Here is a 15,173-nt window from a genome sequence, read left to right on the forward strand (position 1 = left end):
GACCGGGGCATGACAGAGGCAAATGACGGCATGGCTGCAAAAAGGAGACGGATCGGTGAAAGCGGCATGACCGGGCGGTGACATTGCCGATCGATGGGGAGCCGACCACGGGCCGCCGCGATGAATGGCCTGCCCTCCCGCGAATATGCGTATGGATCATTTGGCGATCGGCGGCCGGTCGGTCCGGCCGTCGGCCGATTTCAATCGAACAGCCCATCCTGAAGATGGGAGGGGGGATTGAGGCCCAGATGCTTCCAGCCCGGACCATTGAGGCAGCGACCCCGCGCCGTACGGGCAATCAGGCCAAGCTGGATGAGATAGGGTTCGATCACTTCCTCGATCGTGTCGCGCGCTTCGGAAAGACCGGCCGCCAGCGTTTCGACCCCCACCGGGCCGCCGCGATAAATGTCCGCGATCATGGTCAGGTAACGGCGGTCCATCAGGTCGAGACCGAGATAGTCGACCTCCAGCCGCGTCAGCGCGGCGTCGGCCACCTTGGCGTCCACGGCCGCCGCCGCCGCCACATTCGCGAAGTCGCGCACCCGCCGCAGCAGTCGCCCCGCGATGCGCGGCGTGCCCCGCGAGCGCCGGGCGATCTCCACCGCACCGTCCGGGGTTATGGCCAGGTCCAGCAGCCGCGCGGCGCGGCGCACCACCAGCTCCAGTTCGTCCACTGTATAGAATTGCAGCCGCACCGGAATGCCGAAGCGGTCGCGCAGGGGTGTCGTCAACAGGCCCTGCCGCGTGGTCGCACCGACCAGGGTGAAGGGCGGCAGGTCGATCCGCACCGATCGGGCGGACGGCCCCTCGCCGATCATCAGGTCGAGCGCCCGGTCCTCCATCGCGGGGTAGAGCACTTCCTCGACCGCGGGGTTGAGCCGGTGAATCTCATCGACGAAGAGGACGTCGCCCTCATCCAGATTGGTGAGCAGCGCGGCGAGATCGCCTGACTTGGCGATGACCGGGCCTGATGTCGCGCGGAAACCCACACCCATCTCGCGGGCGACGATCTGCGCCAGCGTCGTCTTGCCAAGGCCGGGGGGACCGAAGAAGAGCACATGGTCCAGCGCTTCGCCCCGTCCCCTGGCGGCTTCGATGAAGATGCGCAGATTTTCCCGTGCCGCCTGCTGCCCGATGAATTCACCCAAGGACTTGGGGCGCAGCGCGGCATCCGCATCCTCGACACGGCGCGTGGAGGAGATCAGGCGGTCCTCGCTCATTTCGCCGCTTTCCGGAGCGCCAGGCGGACCAGCGCATCCAGCGACGCGTCCTCACCCAATTCCTCCTCGGCAGCGGCGACGGCGCTGCTGGCTTCGGCGGGTTTGAAACCCAGATTCTGCAACGCCGAAATCGCGTCGGCGCCGTGGCCGCCGGTGGGCAGGGCCGCAAAGCCGCCACCGGCCGCGCCGGCTGGTGCGGGTACGGCGCCGATCTTGTCCTTCAACTCATTGACGATGCGCTGGGCAAGCTTGGGGCCGACGCCATTGGCGCGTGCAACCATCGCCTTGTCGCCCGTGGCCACTGCGCGGTGCAGCTCCGCCGGTTCCAGGGCCGACAATATGGCCAGCGCCACGCGGGATCCCACGCCCTGCACGCCGGTCAGCAGGCGGAACCAGTCGCGTTCCTCGGCTCGGGCGAAACCGACCAGGCGGATGGCATCGTCCGACACCAGCATTTCGGTATGGATCGTCACCGCTTCGCCCACAGGCCCCAGCGCGGAGAGCGTACGGGACGAGGCGCCAACCAGATAGCCGACCCCGCCCACGTCGATGATGGCATGGTCCAGGCCCGTGCTGTCCAGCCGTCCTTTCAGTTTAGCGATCATGCGCCCCGCCCTTTGGTCATGATCTGTTCTTTAGGGACGTCTCCAGCGGGGCGCCAGCTAAAAACCGAGGGGAACAGGGCACCATTTGCCGGCCTGCGCGTAGAGCAGCCGGCGAGGGCAGAAGAAGGAGCCGTTTTTAATGTCGATACAGGCACCGTTGCTGGGCCCCAAGGATTTCGAATATCCCGCGATCATGCTGTCAGGCTATGTCGATCATGGCATGTACCTGCATTTCCGCAACTGCCTGTCGTCCGCGCCGCAACAGGGATTGGTCGTGGTGGAGATCGCCACCCTGGGCGGCGATCCCGAGATTGCACGGATGATGGGGGAGGATGTCCGCTTCCATTCCGATCTCTATCCGGACCGGCGGCTGGTGTTCCTGGGCAAGACGGCGGTCTATTCGGCGGGCGCCACCTTCATGGGCTTCTTCGCGGCGGAAAATCGCTATCTCGCGCGGGGAACACGCGTGATGATCCACGAGCGCATCATCACGCGGGACATCCATCTGGAAGGGCCGCTGTCGACCTGCATCGCGTCGCTCAAGGCGACATTGCATGAGATCGAGGCGTCGATCGCGATCCAGAATGAAGGTTTCGCGAACCTGATCCTGGGATCACAGGTTTCGATGGAAGAGCTGCTGAAGCGCGCGCCGGAAAACTGGTATCTCGAAGCGAATGAGGCCCAGGCGCTGGGTTTGGTGGCGGCCGTGATCTAGCGCATTGTCAACTTGACCCTTTGCGGTCGGCAACGCGTAAAATGCGGTATCAAAAGCATCTTGTGCGCGACGGGGATTACGCCTTTGATGCACGGCATGAGCCGACCGCAGATTTTCCCGTGGCGTTATGGCATGTTCCTGGCCCTGCTGGCCAGCATGGCGCCCTTTGGCCTCCTGCTGCCCTGGCATGAGGCGGTGATGGCGGGCTTTGACCTGGCGGCGCTGGCCTTCATCCTGTCGGTCTGGCCGCTGCTGGACGCCGATCCCGACGCGATGCGACGCAAAGCGGCGGACAATGACGTCAACCGGCAATTGATGCTGTTGCTGACCGGAATCGTGTCGATGGTGATCCTGGTCGCCGTCGGCGTCGCGGTCAGCCAGCATGGCGGGCCAAGTGCGGGGGCGATTGCGCTGGTGCTGGCGACGCTGGCGCTGGCCTGGCTCTTCTCCAACCTCGTCTATGCGATGCATTATGCGCATATCTTCTACCTGGGCGATGGAAAGGGTCGGGACAGCGGCGGACTTGATTTTCCGGACACGCAGGAACCAAGCTACTGGGATTTCCTCTATTTCGCCTTCACATTGGGAATGACATTCCAGACTTCCGACGTCGCCGTGAAAAGCGGAAGCATAAGGCAAACGGCGCTGTTCCATTGCCTGGCCGCCTTCCTCTTCAACCTGGGCATATTGGCGTTCACCATCAATGTGCTGGGCGGGAGCTGATCGGGGCGGCCGAATCCCCCTTCGCCCGGTCGACCTTCGGGGGTTGTTTACCTATTTTCGCTAGGGCCACGGCATGAGCGACAATGCCGATCCTTGTCCGAAATCCGCCGTCAGCCATGGCGTGGGCATTGCCGGGCTGGTCGGCCTCTGCCTCTGGACATTGGTGGCGCGCCATTACGGGATGAATGGGCCGAATGCGGGCTTCGCCGCCGTGGTCGCATGCGGCCTTCCCATGGTGCTGTGGTCGCTGCTGGTCGACAAGGTCCACCGCCGGGCATCGACAGGGATCGACTGGATCGCGCCCGCCCGGCCCTGGCGCGCGGTGATGGACGTCAGCATCGTCAAGATCGCCGGTTTATGGGCGACCTGGCTCGTCATCGCATCATTCTATTGCATTGCGCGCTGGTATTGGGCGGGCGATTATCGCATGTCCATGAACCTGCTGATGAGCGCGGCGCCCTGGCTGCTGGGGGCGTCAGTGCCCTATGTGATCTGGCTGGACCGGCGGACGGTCGAACCGAGGGACGCAAGCTTTGCCTTTGGCCAATGGGTGATCGGCGGAGCCGCGGGCGTGCCGGACCGGGCGGAGGTTGCCCATCATGCCCGCGCCTGGGCGGTGAAGGGCTTTTTCCTCGCCTTCATGCTGTCGATCGTGCCGGGCAATTTCGCCAGCGTGGTCGAATGGCGGACAGCGGATGCGTTCAGCCATCCCGTGGCCCTGGCGAGCTTCCTGATCGCCATCATGTTCATGATCGACGTCTGCATGGCGACGGTGGGCTATATGCTGACGATGAAGCCGCTGGATTCGCATATCCGGACGGCCAATCCGCTGCTGGCGGGATGGGTTGCGGCGCTGATCTGCTATCCGCCCTTCGTGCTGATGGGCAATGGCGGTCCGCTCGATTATCACGCCGGCGGAGCCGAATGGGATGTCTGGACGCGCGGGCATGAGGCCCTGCAATGGCTGTTGGGCGGGTGGCTGGTCCTGCTGACCGCCATCTATGCCTGGGCGACGGTGGCCTTCGGACTGCGCTTCTCCAACCTGACGCATCGCGGGATCCTGACGCACGGACCCTATCGCTGGACGCGCCATCCGGCCTATCTGGCGAAGAACCTCTTCTGGTGGTTTTCCGCCCTGCCTTTCCTCAGCCTGTCGGGCAGCCTGACCGATGTGGTGCGCAATTGCGCCCTGCTGGGCGTGACCAATGCGGTCTATTATTGGCGGGCGAAGACCGAGGAGGCGCATCTGGGCGCCGATCCGGAATATCGCGCCTATAGCGACTGGATGGAGCGCAACGGCGCCGTGCCACGCCTTTTCGCGTGGATCGTGGGGCGCAAGCCCATGGGGCTGGCCCAGCCCGCCGAATGAGGGCCGACCACCTCATCCACAATAGCTGACCGGCCCTGTCGGAGGGGCAGCCCTTCCTTCTCCCGCAGGGAGAAGGAAGGAAGCGTCAGAAGCTTTCCTCAGCGTAGATCCGGGTGAGGTCGCCCTTCCACTCGCCATGATAGCGGGCGAGCAGCCGTTCGGCGTGGGTCTGGCCCGACGCCACGATCTCGTCCAGCGGGGCGAGGAAGCCGCTTTCATTGTCGCCCGACGCATTGAGCCGGGCGCGAGCGGAAAGGCCGGCGCGAGCGATGTCCAGCGCTTCTGCGGCAATGTCGCGCAGCTTGCGGTTGCCCGCAATGGGCGCGTCCAAGGCCAGTTTGGGCACGGAATCGCGCAGGACCTGCCGTTCCTCCATGCTCCAGCCCTTGACCAGATCCCAGGCTGCGTCCAGCGCGCCTTCGTCATAGAGCAGCCCGACCCACAGCGCCGGCAGCGCGCAGATGCGGTTCCAAGGCCCGCCATCCGCGCCGCGCATTTCCAGGAAGCTCTTCATCCGCACTTCCGGGAAGGCGGTGGACAGATGATCCTCCCAGTCCTTCTCCGTCGGCTTTTCGCCAGGCAGGGCGGGCAGTTCGCCCTTCAGGAAATCGCGGAAGCTCTGGCCCGCCGCGTCGATATAGCGGCCGTCGCGATAGACGAAATACATCGGCACATCGAGCGCATAGTCGGCATAGCGCTCATAACCGAAGCCGTCCTCGAACACGAAGGGCAACATGCCCGTGCGGCCGGGGTCGGTGTCCGACCAGATATGGCTGCGATAGGACAGGAAGCCGTTGGGCTTGCCTTCCGTGAAAGGCGAATTGGCGAAGAGCGCCGTCGCCAGCGGCTGCAGCGCAAGGGAGACGCGGAACTTCTTCACCATGTCCGCCTCGCTGCCATAGTCGAGGTTGGTCTGGATGGTGCAGGTGCGCAGCATCATGTCCAGGCCCATGCTGCCCACGCGCGGCATGTGACGCAGCATGATGTCGTAGCGGCCCTTCGGCATGATGGGCAGTTCTTCGCGGCTCTTGTCCGGCCACATGCCAAGGCCCAGGAAACCCAGGCCCAACATGTCGCCCACATATTTCACCTGTTCCAGATGCCGGCTGGTTTCCGCGCAGGTCTGGTGGAGATTTTCCAGCGGCGCGCCCGACAGTTCGAGCTGGCCGGCCGGTTCCAGGCTGATGGTGCCGTCGGCGCCGGAAAGGGCGATGATATTCTCCCCCTCGAACACCGGGTTCCAGCCATAACGGGTAAGGCCGATCAGCAGCGTGTGAATGCCGCCCCGCTCGTCGTAGCTGGGGGCGTGATAATCCCGCCTCGCATAGACGAATTTCTCATGCTCGGTGCCGATGCGCCAGCGATCCTTCGGCTTGGCGCCCTTGGCGAAGGCCGCGATCAACTGTTCGCGGCTTTCAATGATGGGATCATTTTCCCCTGAGTCGGTTCTGGTGCTCATGCCCCGCCTTAATCTTTCCCCCGGTTGCGTCAAAGGCGCAACCTTCGGCGCTCAGATAAGCTGCGTTGATGGCGGCTTCAATCGGGTTGCGGAAGAAAACCATATTTGAGCGCTCGGCACGAGATGCTGCGGTGCCAGCCGGCAGGCCGCGGAAGCATGACGCGCCAGGAAGCTAAACCCAGTCTCCGTTCGTCGTCATCCAGGCCGTGGTCGCAGCGATGGCGGCGGTTTCCGCGCGCAGGATGCGGGGGCCGAGCGAGACGGCGACCGATCGGGGATGGGCGCGGATCGCTTCGCGCTCGGCGGGGTCGAAGCCGCCTTCAGGACCGATCAGGAAAGCGGCGGCGCCCGGATGCGCCCTGAGCGTGGCGGCCAGCGCCTCCCCGCCGGTCTCATCGGCAAAGAAAAGCCAGCGGTCCTCCGGCCAATCCCGCAACAACGCGTCGAGCTTCACCATAGGCTCAAGTTCGGGAAGGGCCGTGCGGCCGCATTGTTCGGCCGCTTCGACCAGATGGGCATGCAGGCGATCGAAATTGAGCCGGTCCACCACGGCGCGCCGGGTGAGCACGGGCTGCAGGCGGGCCACCCCCAGTTCGCAGGCCTTTTCTGCGACCAGGTCGATGCGCCCCTTCCTGATCGGCGCGCAGCAGAGCCAGAAATCGGGGACATCCTCCGGCGGTCTGGTCTGGCTGACCACCTCCAGCACCAGGTCGCGCTTGCGGATGTCGCGCGCCCTGGCCGCCCATTCGCCCGACCTGCCGTCGAACAGCAGGACGATGTCGTCCGGTTTCACCCGCATGACGCTGATCAGATAATGGGCCGGGTTGCCGTCGACAGGCACGGCCACACCCTCGCCCAGCTGCGTTTCGACGTGGAGGCGCGGCGCGCTTTGCGGCGGCCAGGCGGGGGTCGCGGTCATTTTGTCTCTTCCGTTCGCCCTGAGCTTGTCGAAGGGGCATGCTTCTCTTTAGGGAAGTGGAGGGTTTCGACAAGCTCGGCCCGAACGGAGTCCCAAAAACCTATCATGGCCCAACAGACGATAGTTCCCGATAGCGAGGCGCGCGGGCTGGTCGCGCGCTTGCCGAATATCCCCCGCGCCCTGGCCCTGCTGGCGCGATTTGATCGGCCGATCGGCTGGTGGCTGCTGTTCTGGCCTGGCGCCTGGGCCGTTGCGCTGGCGGGGGGTGCGCGGGCGCAGTGGCCGCTGATCCTCTGGCTGCTGCTGGGCAGCATCGCCATGCGCGGGGCGGGGTGCGTGTTCAACGACATTGTCGACCGCGACCTCGACCGGCAGGTAGCGCGCACGGCATCCCGCCCGCTGGCGAGCGGGGCGATATCCCTCAAGACCGCATGGATATGGTTGCTGTCCCTCTGCCTGGTCGGACTGGTGGTGCTGCTCCAGCTCCATCTCTACGCCCAGGTCGTGGCCCTGGGCTCGCTGGCGCTGGTCGCAGCCTATCCGTTCATGAAGCGGATCACCGGCTGGCCGCAAATATGGCTGGGGCTGGTCTTTTCCTGGGCGGCGCTGGTCGGGTGGAGCGAAGCGGCGGGAAGCCTCAATTTGACGGGATTGCTGCTCTATGGAGGGTGCATCTTCTGGGTGGTCGGCTATGACACCATCTATGCGTTGCAGGATCGGGAGGATGACGCGCTGATCGGCATCGGATCGAGCGCCCTGTCCATGGGCAGGCATGTGCGCGGCGGCGTGGCGTTCTGCTATGCGATGGCGCTGGGCCTTTGGGCCAGCGCCATCTGGCAGGCAAGGCCGCAGGGCCTGGCGCTGGCGGCGTTGCTGCCCATGGCGGTGCATCTGGGCTGGCAGGTGGCGACGCTGAAGGAGGATGGCATCGATCCGCTGGCCAAATTCCGTTCCAATCGCTTTGCGGGACTGCTGATGTTCCTGGGCTGCCTGGTGGTGGGCAGCGCATGAACGGTCCGCGCGAGGGGGAGGATTGCTGGCGGATCGAGCGGGCGCTGAAGGCCAGCATGATCGTCGATGCGGACGCCTATTTCCGGCATGCCCGCGCCGCGATGATGAAGGCGAAGAAGCGGATCATGCTGATCGGCTGGGATTTTGACGCCGCCATCACGCTGATCCGCGAAGATGAGGCGGGCGACGGCGCGCCAACGGTGATCGGGGATTTCATAAGCTGGCTGGTGGAACGGACGCCGGAGCTGGAAATCTTCCTGCTGCGCTGGGACGTGGGCGCGATGAAGTCCATGGTGCGGCCGTCCAACCTGTTCACGACCGTCCGCTGGATGGCCAATTCACGCATCACGGTGAAGCTGGACAGCCATCATCCGACCGCCGCGTCCCACCATCAGAAGATCGTGGTGATCGACGATTGCTTTGCCTTTTGCGGTGGCATCGACATGACCGGCGATCGCTGGGACACCCGGCATCACCGCGATGAGGAACCGGGGCGGCGGCATCCGGACGGGTCGCCCTATGGCCCCTGGCACGATGCGACGACGGCCCTGCAGGGGCCCGTCGCGGCGGCGCTGGGCCAGCATGCGCGGGCGCGGTGGAAGGATGCAGGCGGGGAGGAACTGCTGCCGGTGGAGGGTCAGCAGGATTGCTGGCCCGATGCATTGCCGGTGCAGTTCGAGGATGTGGATGTCGCCATATCCCGCTCCGCGCCGGAGATGGAGGATCAGGAGCCCCTGATCGAGATCGAGCGGCTTTATGTGAACCAGATCGCGTCGGCGAAGCGCTATATCTATGCGGAGAGCCAATATTTCGCCTCCCGCCGCATTGCCGAGGCGATCGCAGCCCGGCTGGCCGAGGAGGACGGGCCGCAGATCGTCATCATCAATCCGGAACAGGCCGACGGCTGGTTGGAACAGCAGGCCATGGACACGGGCCGCGCCCGGCTGTTCGAGGCGCTGAAGGCGCGGGACCGCCACGGCCGGTTACGGCTCTACCATCCGTTTACCGCGCGGGGGGAGCCGATCTATGTGCATGCCAAGATATTGATCGTCGATGACCGGGTTCTGCGGGTCGGATCGTCCAACATGAACAACCGGTCCATGCGGCTGGACACCGAATGCGACGTGACGATCGATGCCGCGCTGCCCGCCAATGCAGGGCGGGAGGATGTGATACGGGCGATTCGCGACGATCTCATCGCCGAGCATCTCGACCTGCCCATCGCGCGTGTGGCGGCGGTGATCGCCGAGCGCGGGCTGGTAGCCGCCGTCGAGCAGCTGCGCGACAAGCCGGGGCGAACGCTGAGACACTATGTGACGCCTGACCTGAACGACGTGCAGGCATGGCTGGCGGACAATGAGATACTCGATCCGGAAGGTCCGGGAGAGATGATGGAACCCGTGGCGGAGCGCGGATTGTTCCGGCGGATGCGCGGGTGGATGGAGCGGGATTAGAGCGATTTCCAAGCGATCGGAACCGATCGCTGGTTAAGAAATCGCGGAAAACAAGGAAACCAGAGCGGCGATCTGATTCAATCAGATCGAAATCCGTTCCGGGCCCGAAACACAGTCATTCCGCCGCGAGCAGCGCTTCCGCACTGCCGAGGTTCACCGACACGAGGCGGCTCACCCCGCGTTCCACCATGGTCACGCCGAACAGCCGGTGCATGCGGGCCATGGTCACCGCATTATGGCTGACGATCAGGTATCGCGTTTCGGTCTGCGCCACCATCGCGTCAAGCAGGTCGCAGAAGCGCTCGACATTGGCGTCATCCAGCGGCGCGTCGACCTCGTCCAGCACGCAGATCGGCGCGGGGTTGGTCAGGAACAATCCGAAGATCAGGGCGACGGCCGTCAACGCCTGTTCACCGCCGGAGAGCAGGGTCAGGGCGGCCAGCTTCTTGCCCGGCGGCTGGGCCATGATCTCCAGCCCTGCCTCAAGCGGATCGTCGCTGTCGATCAGTTCCAGATGCGCCTGGCCCCCATTGAACAGCGTCGTGAAAAGACGGCGGAAATGGCCGTCCACCGCCTCGAACGCGGCGAGCAGGCGCTGGCGCCCCTCCCGGTTCAGGCTGCCGATCGAGCCGCGCAGTCGGTTGATCGCCTGGGTCAGTTCCTCGCTTTCGGCGCGGCTGCTGGCCTGGGTGGCTTCCAGTTCCTCCAGTTCCTGCGCCGCGACCAGGTTGACCGGGCCGATCCGCTCACGCTCCGTGACGAGCCGGTCATGCTCGCCCTGTTCGCTCTGGGCGATGCGGACCTCTGCGCTGGCGAAGCCCAGTTTTTCGGGCAGGACGGGCGGCGGGCATTCGAATCGCTCGCCGGAAAGGCGGTTGGTTTCGACACGCTTCTCATCCGCCGCCTCGGCGCGGGCGGTGGCGGTGGCGCGGGCTTCGCGGGCATTGGCGAGCGTTTCGCCAGCCTGCGACGCGCGCTGTTCGGCCATGCGCAGCGCGGCTTCGGCTTCGCTTTCCTCGCGCCGCGCGGCCTCCGCCGCTTGCATCAGCGTGTCGCCCTGTTCGCTGAGTGCGGCGATGGTCGCCGCCAGACTGTCAGGCTGGCCGGCGATTTCGGCGCGTTCCTTCGCTATGGCCTCGCCGCGTTCGACCATCGCCGCGATGCGCTTGGCCGCTTCACCGGCGCGGGCGCGCCAACCCTTGGCCTCTGCATCGGCGGCGGCCATGCGCTCCCGGTCGCTGGCCAGCGCGCGGTCCGCCAGCGCCTGATCGGCCTGAAGCTGGCTGACCGCGATCCGGGCCTTTTCGCTCGCCTGTTGCAGCGTGGCGACCTGCGCGCGGGTTTCCCCGCCATCGGGCATGGCGACCCGGCTGGCCTGCGCCTTGTCATGCTCGCCCTGCGCGCCGAGCAGGTCGGCGCGGGCTTCGTTCAACCGCTCCTCCATCGCTTCGCGCCGGCCGCTCAGCCGTTCGAGCGCGGTGGCGGCCTCATCGGCGGCGCGCAGCGCGGTACGCAGGCGCTGATCCGCATTCGCAAGCTGGGTACGGCCGGACGCCAGCGTCCGGCCAGCCTCGCCTTCACGCGCCAATGCTCCATCCTGCGCCGCGCGGGCAGCATCGACATCGGCTTCGACGGCGGGCCGGGCGGCGGCAATGGCTTCGAGACGGTTGAGGCGGATCAGCCGTTCGGCGGCGGCGGCTCCGCCTTCCACGGCGACATAGCCGTCCCAGCGGCGAAGCTGACCATCCCTGGTGACGAGGCGCTGGCCAACCGCGAGCGCCTGGCCTTCGTCGCTGTCCGCGACCGCGACCTGGGCGAGACGGCGCTCCAGTTCGGCCGGCGCCGTGACATGGGCGGAGAGCGCCGTGCACCCCGCGGGCAGGCCTGGATCGCTGTCGAGCGGCGTCGCGCCTGCCCAACGGCGTTTGCCCTCAGCAGCGATGGGCGCTTCCAGATCGTCGCCCAGCGCAGCGGCGAGCGCGCGTTCATAGCCGGGGGCGGCCTTGAGCCGATCCAGCGCGCGGCTGCGGCTGCCGGTGCCGCTGTCCACGGCTCGCTGGAGCGCGGCGGCTTCGCTGTCGAGCGCGGCGAGGGCCGCGCGGGCGGAGGACAAGGCGGCCTCGGCGCCGGCACGCGCCTCCGCTGCTTCGGCGCGGTCGGCTTCGGCGGAGCGGATTGCGGCTTCGGCGGCATCGCGGTCGGCGCTGGCCTGCTGCTGAGCGGCGATCGCTTCGGCCCGCTTTTCTTCCAGCGGCGCGGCGTCGGGCAAGGCCGCGACTTCCGATTCAAGGCGTTGCGTTTCACGGGACGCCCGGTCCAGGCGGGCGCGCGCAGCGGCAAGCGCAGCGTCAGCCACGCGCAGTTCGGCCTGCTCGCCCGCCTGCTTCGCCATGGCCTTGGCCAGATCGAGTTCGGCGTCGCGGGCGGCGTCCTCGGCACGGGCGATCCGTCCGGCGAAATCGGGGCGCATCGCCTCGGTCTCGGTGATGCGCGCCTTGAGCGCCGCCAGTTCATCGGTGAGGCGGGCAATCGCCTCCGCCGCGTCATTGGCGAGCGTGCCTTCGCGTTCGCGGTCCTCCTCCAGCCGGGCGGCCTGCTGGGCAAGGTCATGGAGACGCCGTACCACGCCGTCCCGTTCGGTGCGCAGGGCGGCGAGCCTGTGTCCCGCTTCGCTCGCCGCATCGCGCGCGACCTGGGCGGCGGCGCGTTTCTGCGCAAGCGCCTCCACGGCAGCATGGGCGTGGACGGCGGCGGCCTGCTGCGCCTCCTGCGCGGCGGCGACGGCGCTTTCGGCCTGTTTGGCCTCGGCACGGGCGGCGTCTGCGCTGGCGGCGGCCTCGCGCCAGCGGGCGAAGATCGTGCGTCCCTCGGCGATGCGGATCTGTTCGGAGAGGCGGATATAGCGCTCCGCCGCCTTCGCCTGGCGTCGCAGGCTGCTGGCGCGGGCGTCCATGTCGGAAAGGATTTCGTCCAGCCGCATCAGATTGGCTTCGGCGGCCCGCAGCTTCTGCTCCGCATCCTTGCGGCGGACGTGCAGGCCGGAAATGCCCGCCGCTTCCTCCAGCATGGCGCGGCGCTCCTGGGGGCGGGCCGCGATGACGGCGGCGATGCGGCCCTGGCTGACCAGCGCGGGACTGTGCGGACCCGTGGCGGCATCCGCGAAGATCAGCGACACGTCCTTGGCCCGGACGTCGCGGCCATTGGCGCGGTAAGCACTGCCGGCGCCCCGCTCGATCCGGCGGGTCACTTCCAGTTCGCCGTCGGCGGCCACTTCCACCGCGTTGAACAGTTCGCCCTGTTCCTGGACGGTGAGCAGCGAGACTTCCGCGAAATCACGCTGCGGACGGGTGGAGGTGCCCGCGAAGATCACATCCTCCATGCCGCCGCCGCGCATCGACTTGGCGCTGGATTCGCCCATGACCCAGCGGATCGCCTCCAGCAGGTTGGACTTGCCGCAGCCATTGGGCCCGACAATGCCGGTCAGGCCCGGTTCGATGCGCAATTCGGTCGGATCGACGAAGCTCTTGAAGCCGGAGAGCTTGAGGCGCTTTATCTGCATTGCGCGACGTCAGGGCAGGGCCGGGCGGCGCCGCCATCGGCGGAAAGCCGGCCCGACGATGTCAGCCCCCCCTGGTCCAATCAGATCCCCGCTTCCTTGAGCTTCGTGCGCAGCGCCGGCCAGGCGGCGGTATTTTCCACCATCACGCCGTTCAGGATGAAGGTCGGCGTGCCTTCGATCTTATATTGCTGATTGGCGGTCTCGACCGTCTTGGCCAGTTTTTCGGCCGCAGCCGTGTCGGCCAGGCACTGCTTCGCCTGATCTTCGGATATGCCGCGCTGCTTGGCGAAATCGACCAGGCCGACGGCGGAGGCCAGTTGGCCGAAGCGCTGCGCCGGGGGCGCGCTCATCAGCGCCTTGTATTTTTCATCGCCCAGCGCCTGCGCCTTTTCGAACATCGCGCTCTGATTGGCGAAAAACTGTTCGGAGAGCGGATAGAAAATGTCCTTGCCACCGCAACGGGCCAGCAGCGCCGTCGAAATGTCGATCGGGTCGCGCACATAATTGCGGAATTCGAAGCTCATCTTCCCGCTGTCGACGATCTGCCTGATCTCCTCGGACGATTCGGCGGCGAAGTCGCGGCAGTGCGAGCAGGTGTAGGAACCATATTCGACCAGCTTCACCTTCGCATTGGGATTGCCCATGACGAAATAGCCGTCGGGGCTGGCGGCGATGGTTTCCGACCATTTCGTGCCGGCAGGCGCGGCGACCGCGGCGATCGGTTCGGCGGAGGTGACGCTGCCCTCATCCTTCTTGCCGCAGGCGGCGACGGTGAGGCTAAGGGCGATCAGGGCAAGTCCGGAAAGGGCTTTCACGTTGTTCTTGGCTCCGTTGTCGGGCGTTGTCGTGCAGTGGTTTAGATCAGGGCAATGCAGCCTGCAACCGCGTCCAGTCCGATCCATGGACCAGCGTGCCGTTCAGCGTGAACGCGGGCGTCCCGCCGATCTGCAGCTTGTTCCAGGCTTCGTCGGTCATGGCGAGCACCTGCTTCATCGACGCGGGATCGTTGATGCATGCGTCAAGCTGCGCGGGCTTGAATCCGCGCTTGCCCATCAGCGCGTAGAGGCCGGTCTTCTGCCCGATGTCGCGCAGGGCCGCCTTCTGATCCGTCGGCTTGGCGGCGTCCGTCTCATAGGACTGGATCTTCTCCATCCAGGCTTCCTGATTGGCGAACAGCGCCTCATGATTGCCGAAAAATTGCTTCGGCCCGCCGCAGCGGGCAAGCAGCGCGGCGGCCAGGTCATATTTGTCGCGCACCGCATTGCGCACCTCGACGCTGAGTGTGCCGCCCTTCACATAATTGGCGCGCAGCGGTTCGCTGGCTTCGCCCACGAAATGCGCGCAGTGGGAGCAGGTGTAGCTCACATATTCGACCAGCTTGGTCGGCGCGGCAGGATTGCCGAGCACATGGCCACCCATGGGGGACAAGGCTATCCGGGTCAGCCAGTTGGCGGCGGGAGCGGCCCATGCGGACAGAGATGCGCTTGCCGGGATGGCGAGCAGGGCGAGGAAGGCCAGGCGGAATTTCATCATGCGATGGTCCAGTGATGCGCCGCCCCTGTCGCGGCTGAAGGTGGTGATGGAGTAATTTTCCGATCAACTGATCTTGGGCAAACCGCTGCTGTTGGCAAGCCCCTGCGCCAGGGATTCCAGCACGGCGCGCAATTCGGGGTCGCCAATGTCGCGCAGGGAATCCCCCAGCTCGACCGGAATGGGCTTGAGATTGGCTGGCGGGGGGCGGCGTTCCGGTTCCCTGGGCTGGACCATGCCTTGCTTCATCGCGATCTTGGCGACGGCGGCATAGCCGAAGAAGCGGTTCACCCGCTCCATGATGTCGGGCAGCACATGCTGGATCATGGGCGCATGGCCGCTCATGACGGTGAGCTGCAATGTGCCGCCCGCCTTCTTGCCCGCCGGAAAGCGGATCGATTCGGGTTCGCTGATCGTCGCATAATGCGGGCCCACGATCTCCGCCCAGCGGGTGACGATGCTCGATTGCACGAAGCCGAACTTGCGGAAGGCGGCGGCGCCGATGGCGGGCATCAGGTCGGCGATCCGGCGGGGCGCGCCGACGCGCGGCCGGTCTTCCGCATCCGACTTGCGGCTTTTCATTTTGGGTGTCGGGGGGCGTTCCGTCAT

At 66.1% G+C, this 15,173-nt stretch carries 13 protein-coding genes; 5 read left to right on the forward strand and 8 right to left on the reverse strand.

What is annotated here, in order from left to right; genetic code table 11:
- Window positions 1–200: 200 nt before the first annotated feature.
- Both ruvB and ruvA read right to left on the reverse strand, forming a co-directional pair.
- A complete protein-coding gene (gene ruvB, locus MRBLSP13_RS06500) occupies window positions 201–1,220 on the reverse strand; it encodes a Holliday junction branch migration DNA helicase RuvB (RefSeq protein ID WP_133653065.1) in 1,020 nt (339 codons plus the stop codon).
- Window positions 1,217–1,825: a Holliday junction branch migration protein RuvA gene (gene ruvA, locus MRBLSP13_RS06505; protein ID WP_363735720.1), complete on the reverse strand. Its 609-nt coding sequence runs from the start codon at window positions 1,823–1,825 to the stop codon at window positions 1,217–1,219. The genes ruvB and ruvA overlap by 4 nt, the downstream gene beginning before the upstream one ends.
- A gap of 139 nt (window positions 1,826–1,964) precedes the next feature.
- Here ruvA and MRBLSP13_RS06510 point away from each other — a divergent pair, with 139 nt between their 5' ends.
- The 3 genes from MRBLSP13_RS06510 to MRBLSP13_RS06520 all read left to right on the forward strand — a co-directional run bounded on the left by MRBLSP13_RS06510 (window position 1,965) and on the right by MRBLSP13_RS06520 (window position 4,632).
- Complete coding sequence (locus MRBLSP13_RS06510; protein WP_133653063.1) at window positions 1,965–2,540, forward strand: peptidase S14; 576 nt, start codon at window positions 1,965–1,967, stop codon at window positions 2,538–2,540.
- 96 nt (window positions 2,541–2,636) lie between these two features.
- Window positions 2,637–3,263, forward strand: coding sequence for a DUF1345 domain-containing protein (locus MRBLSP13_RS06515; protein WP_363735719.1), 627 nt, complete (start codon window positions 2,637–2,639; stop codon window positions 3,261–3,263).
- A 73-nt stretch (window positions 3,264–3,336) separates the two neighbouring features.
- The gene (locus tag MRBLSP13_RS06520; RefSeq protein WP_363753478.1) at window positions 3,337–4,632 is read left to right on the forward strand and encodes a methyltransferase family protein; all 1,296 of its coding nucleotides are present in this window, start codon (window positions 3,337–3,339) and stop codon (window positions 4,630–4,632) included.
- Window positions 4,633–4,717: 85 nt separating this feature from the next.
- Here the strand turns inward: MRBLSP13_RS06520 and MRBLSP13_RS06525 are convergent, their stop codons facing one another.
- Both MRBLSP13_RS06525 and MRBLSP13_RS06530 read right to left on the reverse strand, forming a co-directional pair.
- Window positions 4,718–6,091, reverse strand: coding sequence for a glutamate--cysteine ligase (locus MRBLSP13_RS06525; RefSeq protein WP_363735718.1), 1,374 nt, complete (start codon window positions 6,089–6,091; stop codon window positions 4,718–4,720).
- A gap of 172 nt (window positions 6,092–6,263) precedes the next feature.
- Entirely contained in the window at window positions 6,264–7,010 is a 747-nt protein-coding gene (locus MRBLSP13_RS06530; protein WP_363753481.1) for a 16S rRNA (uracil(1498)-N(3))-methyltransferase, read from the reverse strand.
- A gap of 105 nt (window positions 7,011–7,115) precedes the next feature.
- On the opposite strand from MRBLSP13_RS06530, the gene ubiA reads away from it, so the two are divergent.
- Together ubiA and MRBLSP13_RS06540 are read left to right on the forward strand one after the other, a co-directional pair.
- Complete coding sequence (gene ubiA / locus MRBLSP13_RS06535; protein WP_363753483.1) at window positions 7,116–8,021, forward strand: 4-hydroxybenzoate octaprenyltransferase; 906 nt, start codon at window positions 7,116–7,118, stop codon at window positions 8,019–8,021.
- Window positions 8,018–9,475 (forward strand): phospholipase D-like domain-containing protein, encoded by a 1,458-nt coding sequence (locus MRBLSP13_RS06540; RefSeq protein ID WP_363753486.1) that lies wholly within the window; start codon window positions 8,018–8,020, stop codon window positions 9,473–9,475. Before ubiA ends, MRBLSP13_RS06540 begins: the two co-directional genes overlap by 4 nt.
- Before the next feature lie 115 nt (window positions 9,476–9,590).
- On the opposite strand, the gene smc is transcribed toward MRBLSP13_RS06540, so the two are convergent.
- The 4 genes from smc to MRBLSP13_RS06560 form a co-directional block, all read right to left on the reverse strand.
- Window positions 9,591–13,034 carry a chromosome segregation protein SMC gene (gene smc, locus MRBLSP13_RS06545; RefSeq protein ID WP_363735714.1) on the reverse strand — a complete coding sequence of 1,148 codons (3,444 nt, stop codon included), beginning with the start codon at window positions 13,032–13,034 and terminating at the stop codon, window positions 9,591–9,593.
- 80 nt (window positions 13,035–13,114) lie between these two features.
- Entirely contained in the window at window positions 13,115–13,849 is a 735-nt protein-coding gene (locus MRBLSP13_RS06550; RefSeq protein WP_363735713.1) for a thioredoxin domain-containing protein, read from the reverse strand.
- A 46-nt stretch (window positions 13,850–13,895) separates the two neighbouring features.
- Complete coding sequence (locus MRBLSP13_RS06555; protein WP_363735712.1) at window positions 13,896–14,567, reverse strand: thioredoxin domain-containing protein; 672 nt, start codon at window positions 14,565–14,567, stop codon at window positions 13,896–13,898.
- Window positions 14,568–14,630: 63 nt separating this feature from the next.
- Window positions 14,631–15,173, reverse strand: coding sequence for a DUF721 domain-containing protein (locus tag MRBLSP13_RS06560; RefSeq protein ID WP_363735711.1), 543 nt, complete (start codon window positions 15,171–15,173; stop codon window positions 14,631–14,633).

The sequence above is a fragment of the Sphingobium sp. LSP13-1-1.1 genome, assembly GCF_040676415.1.
GTDB lineage: Bacteria > Pseudomonadota > Alphaproteobacteria > Sphingomonadales > Sphingomonadaceae > Sphingobium.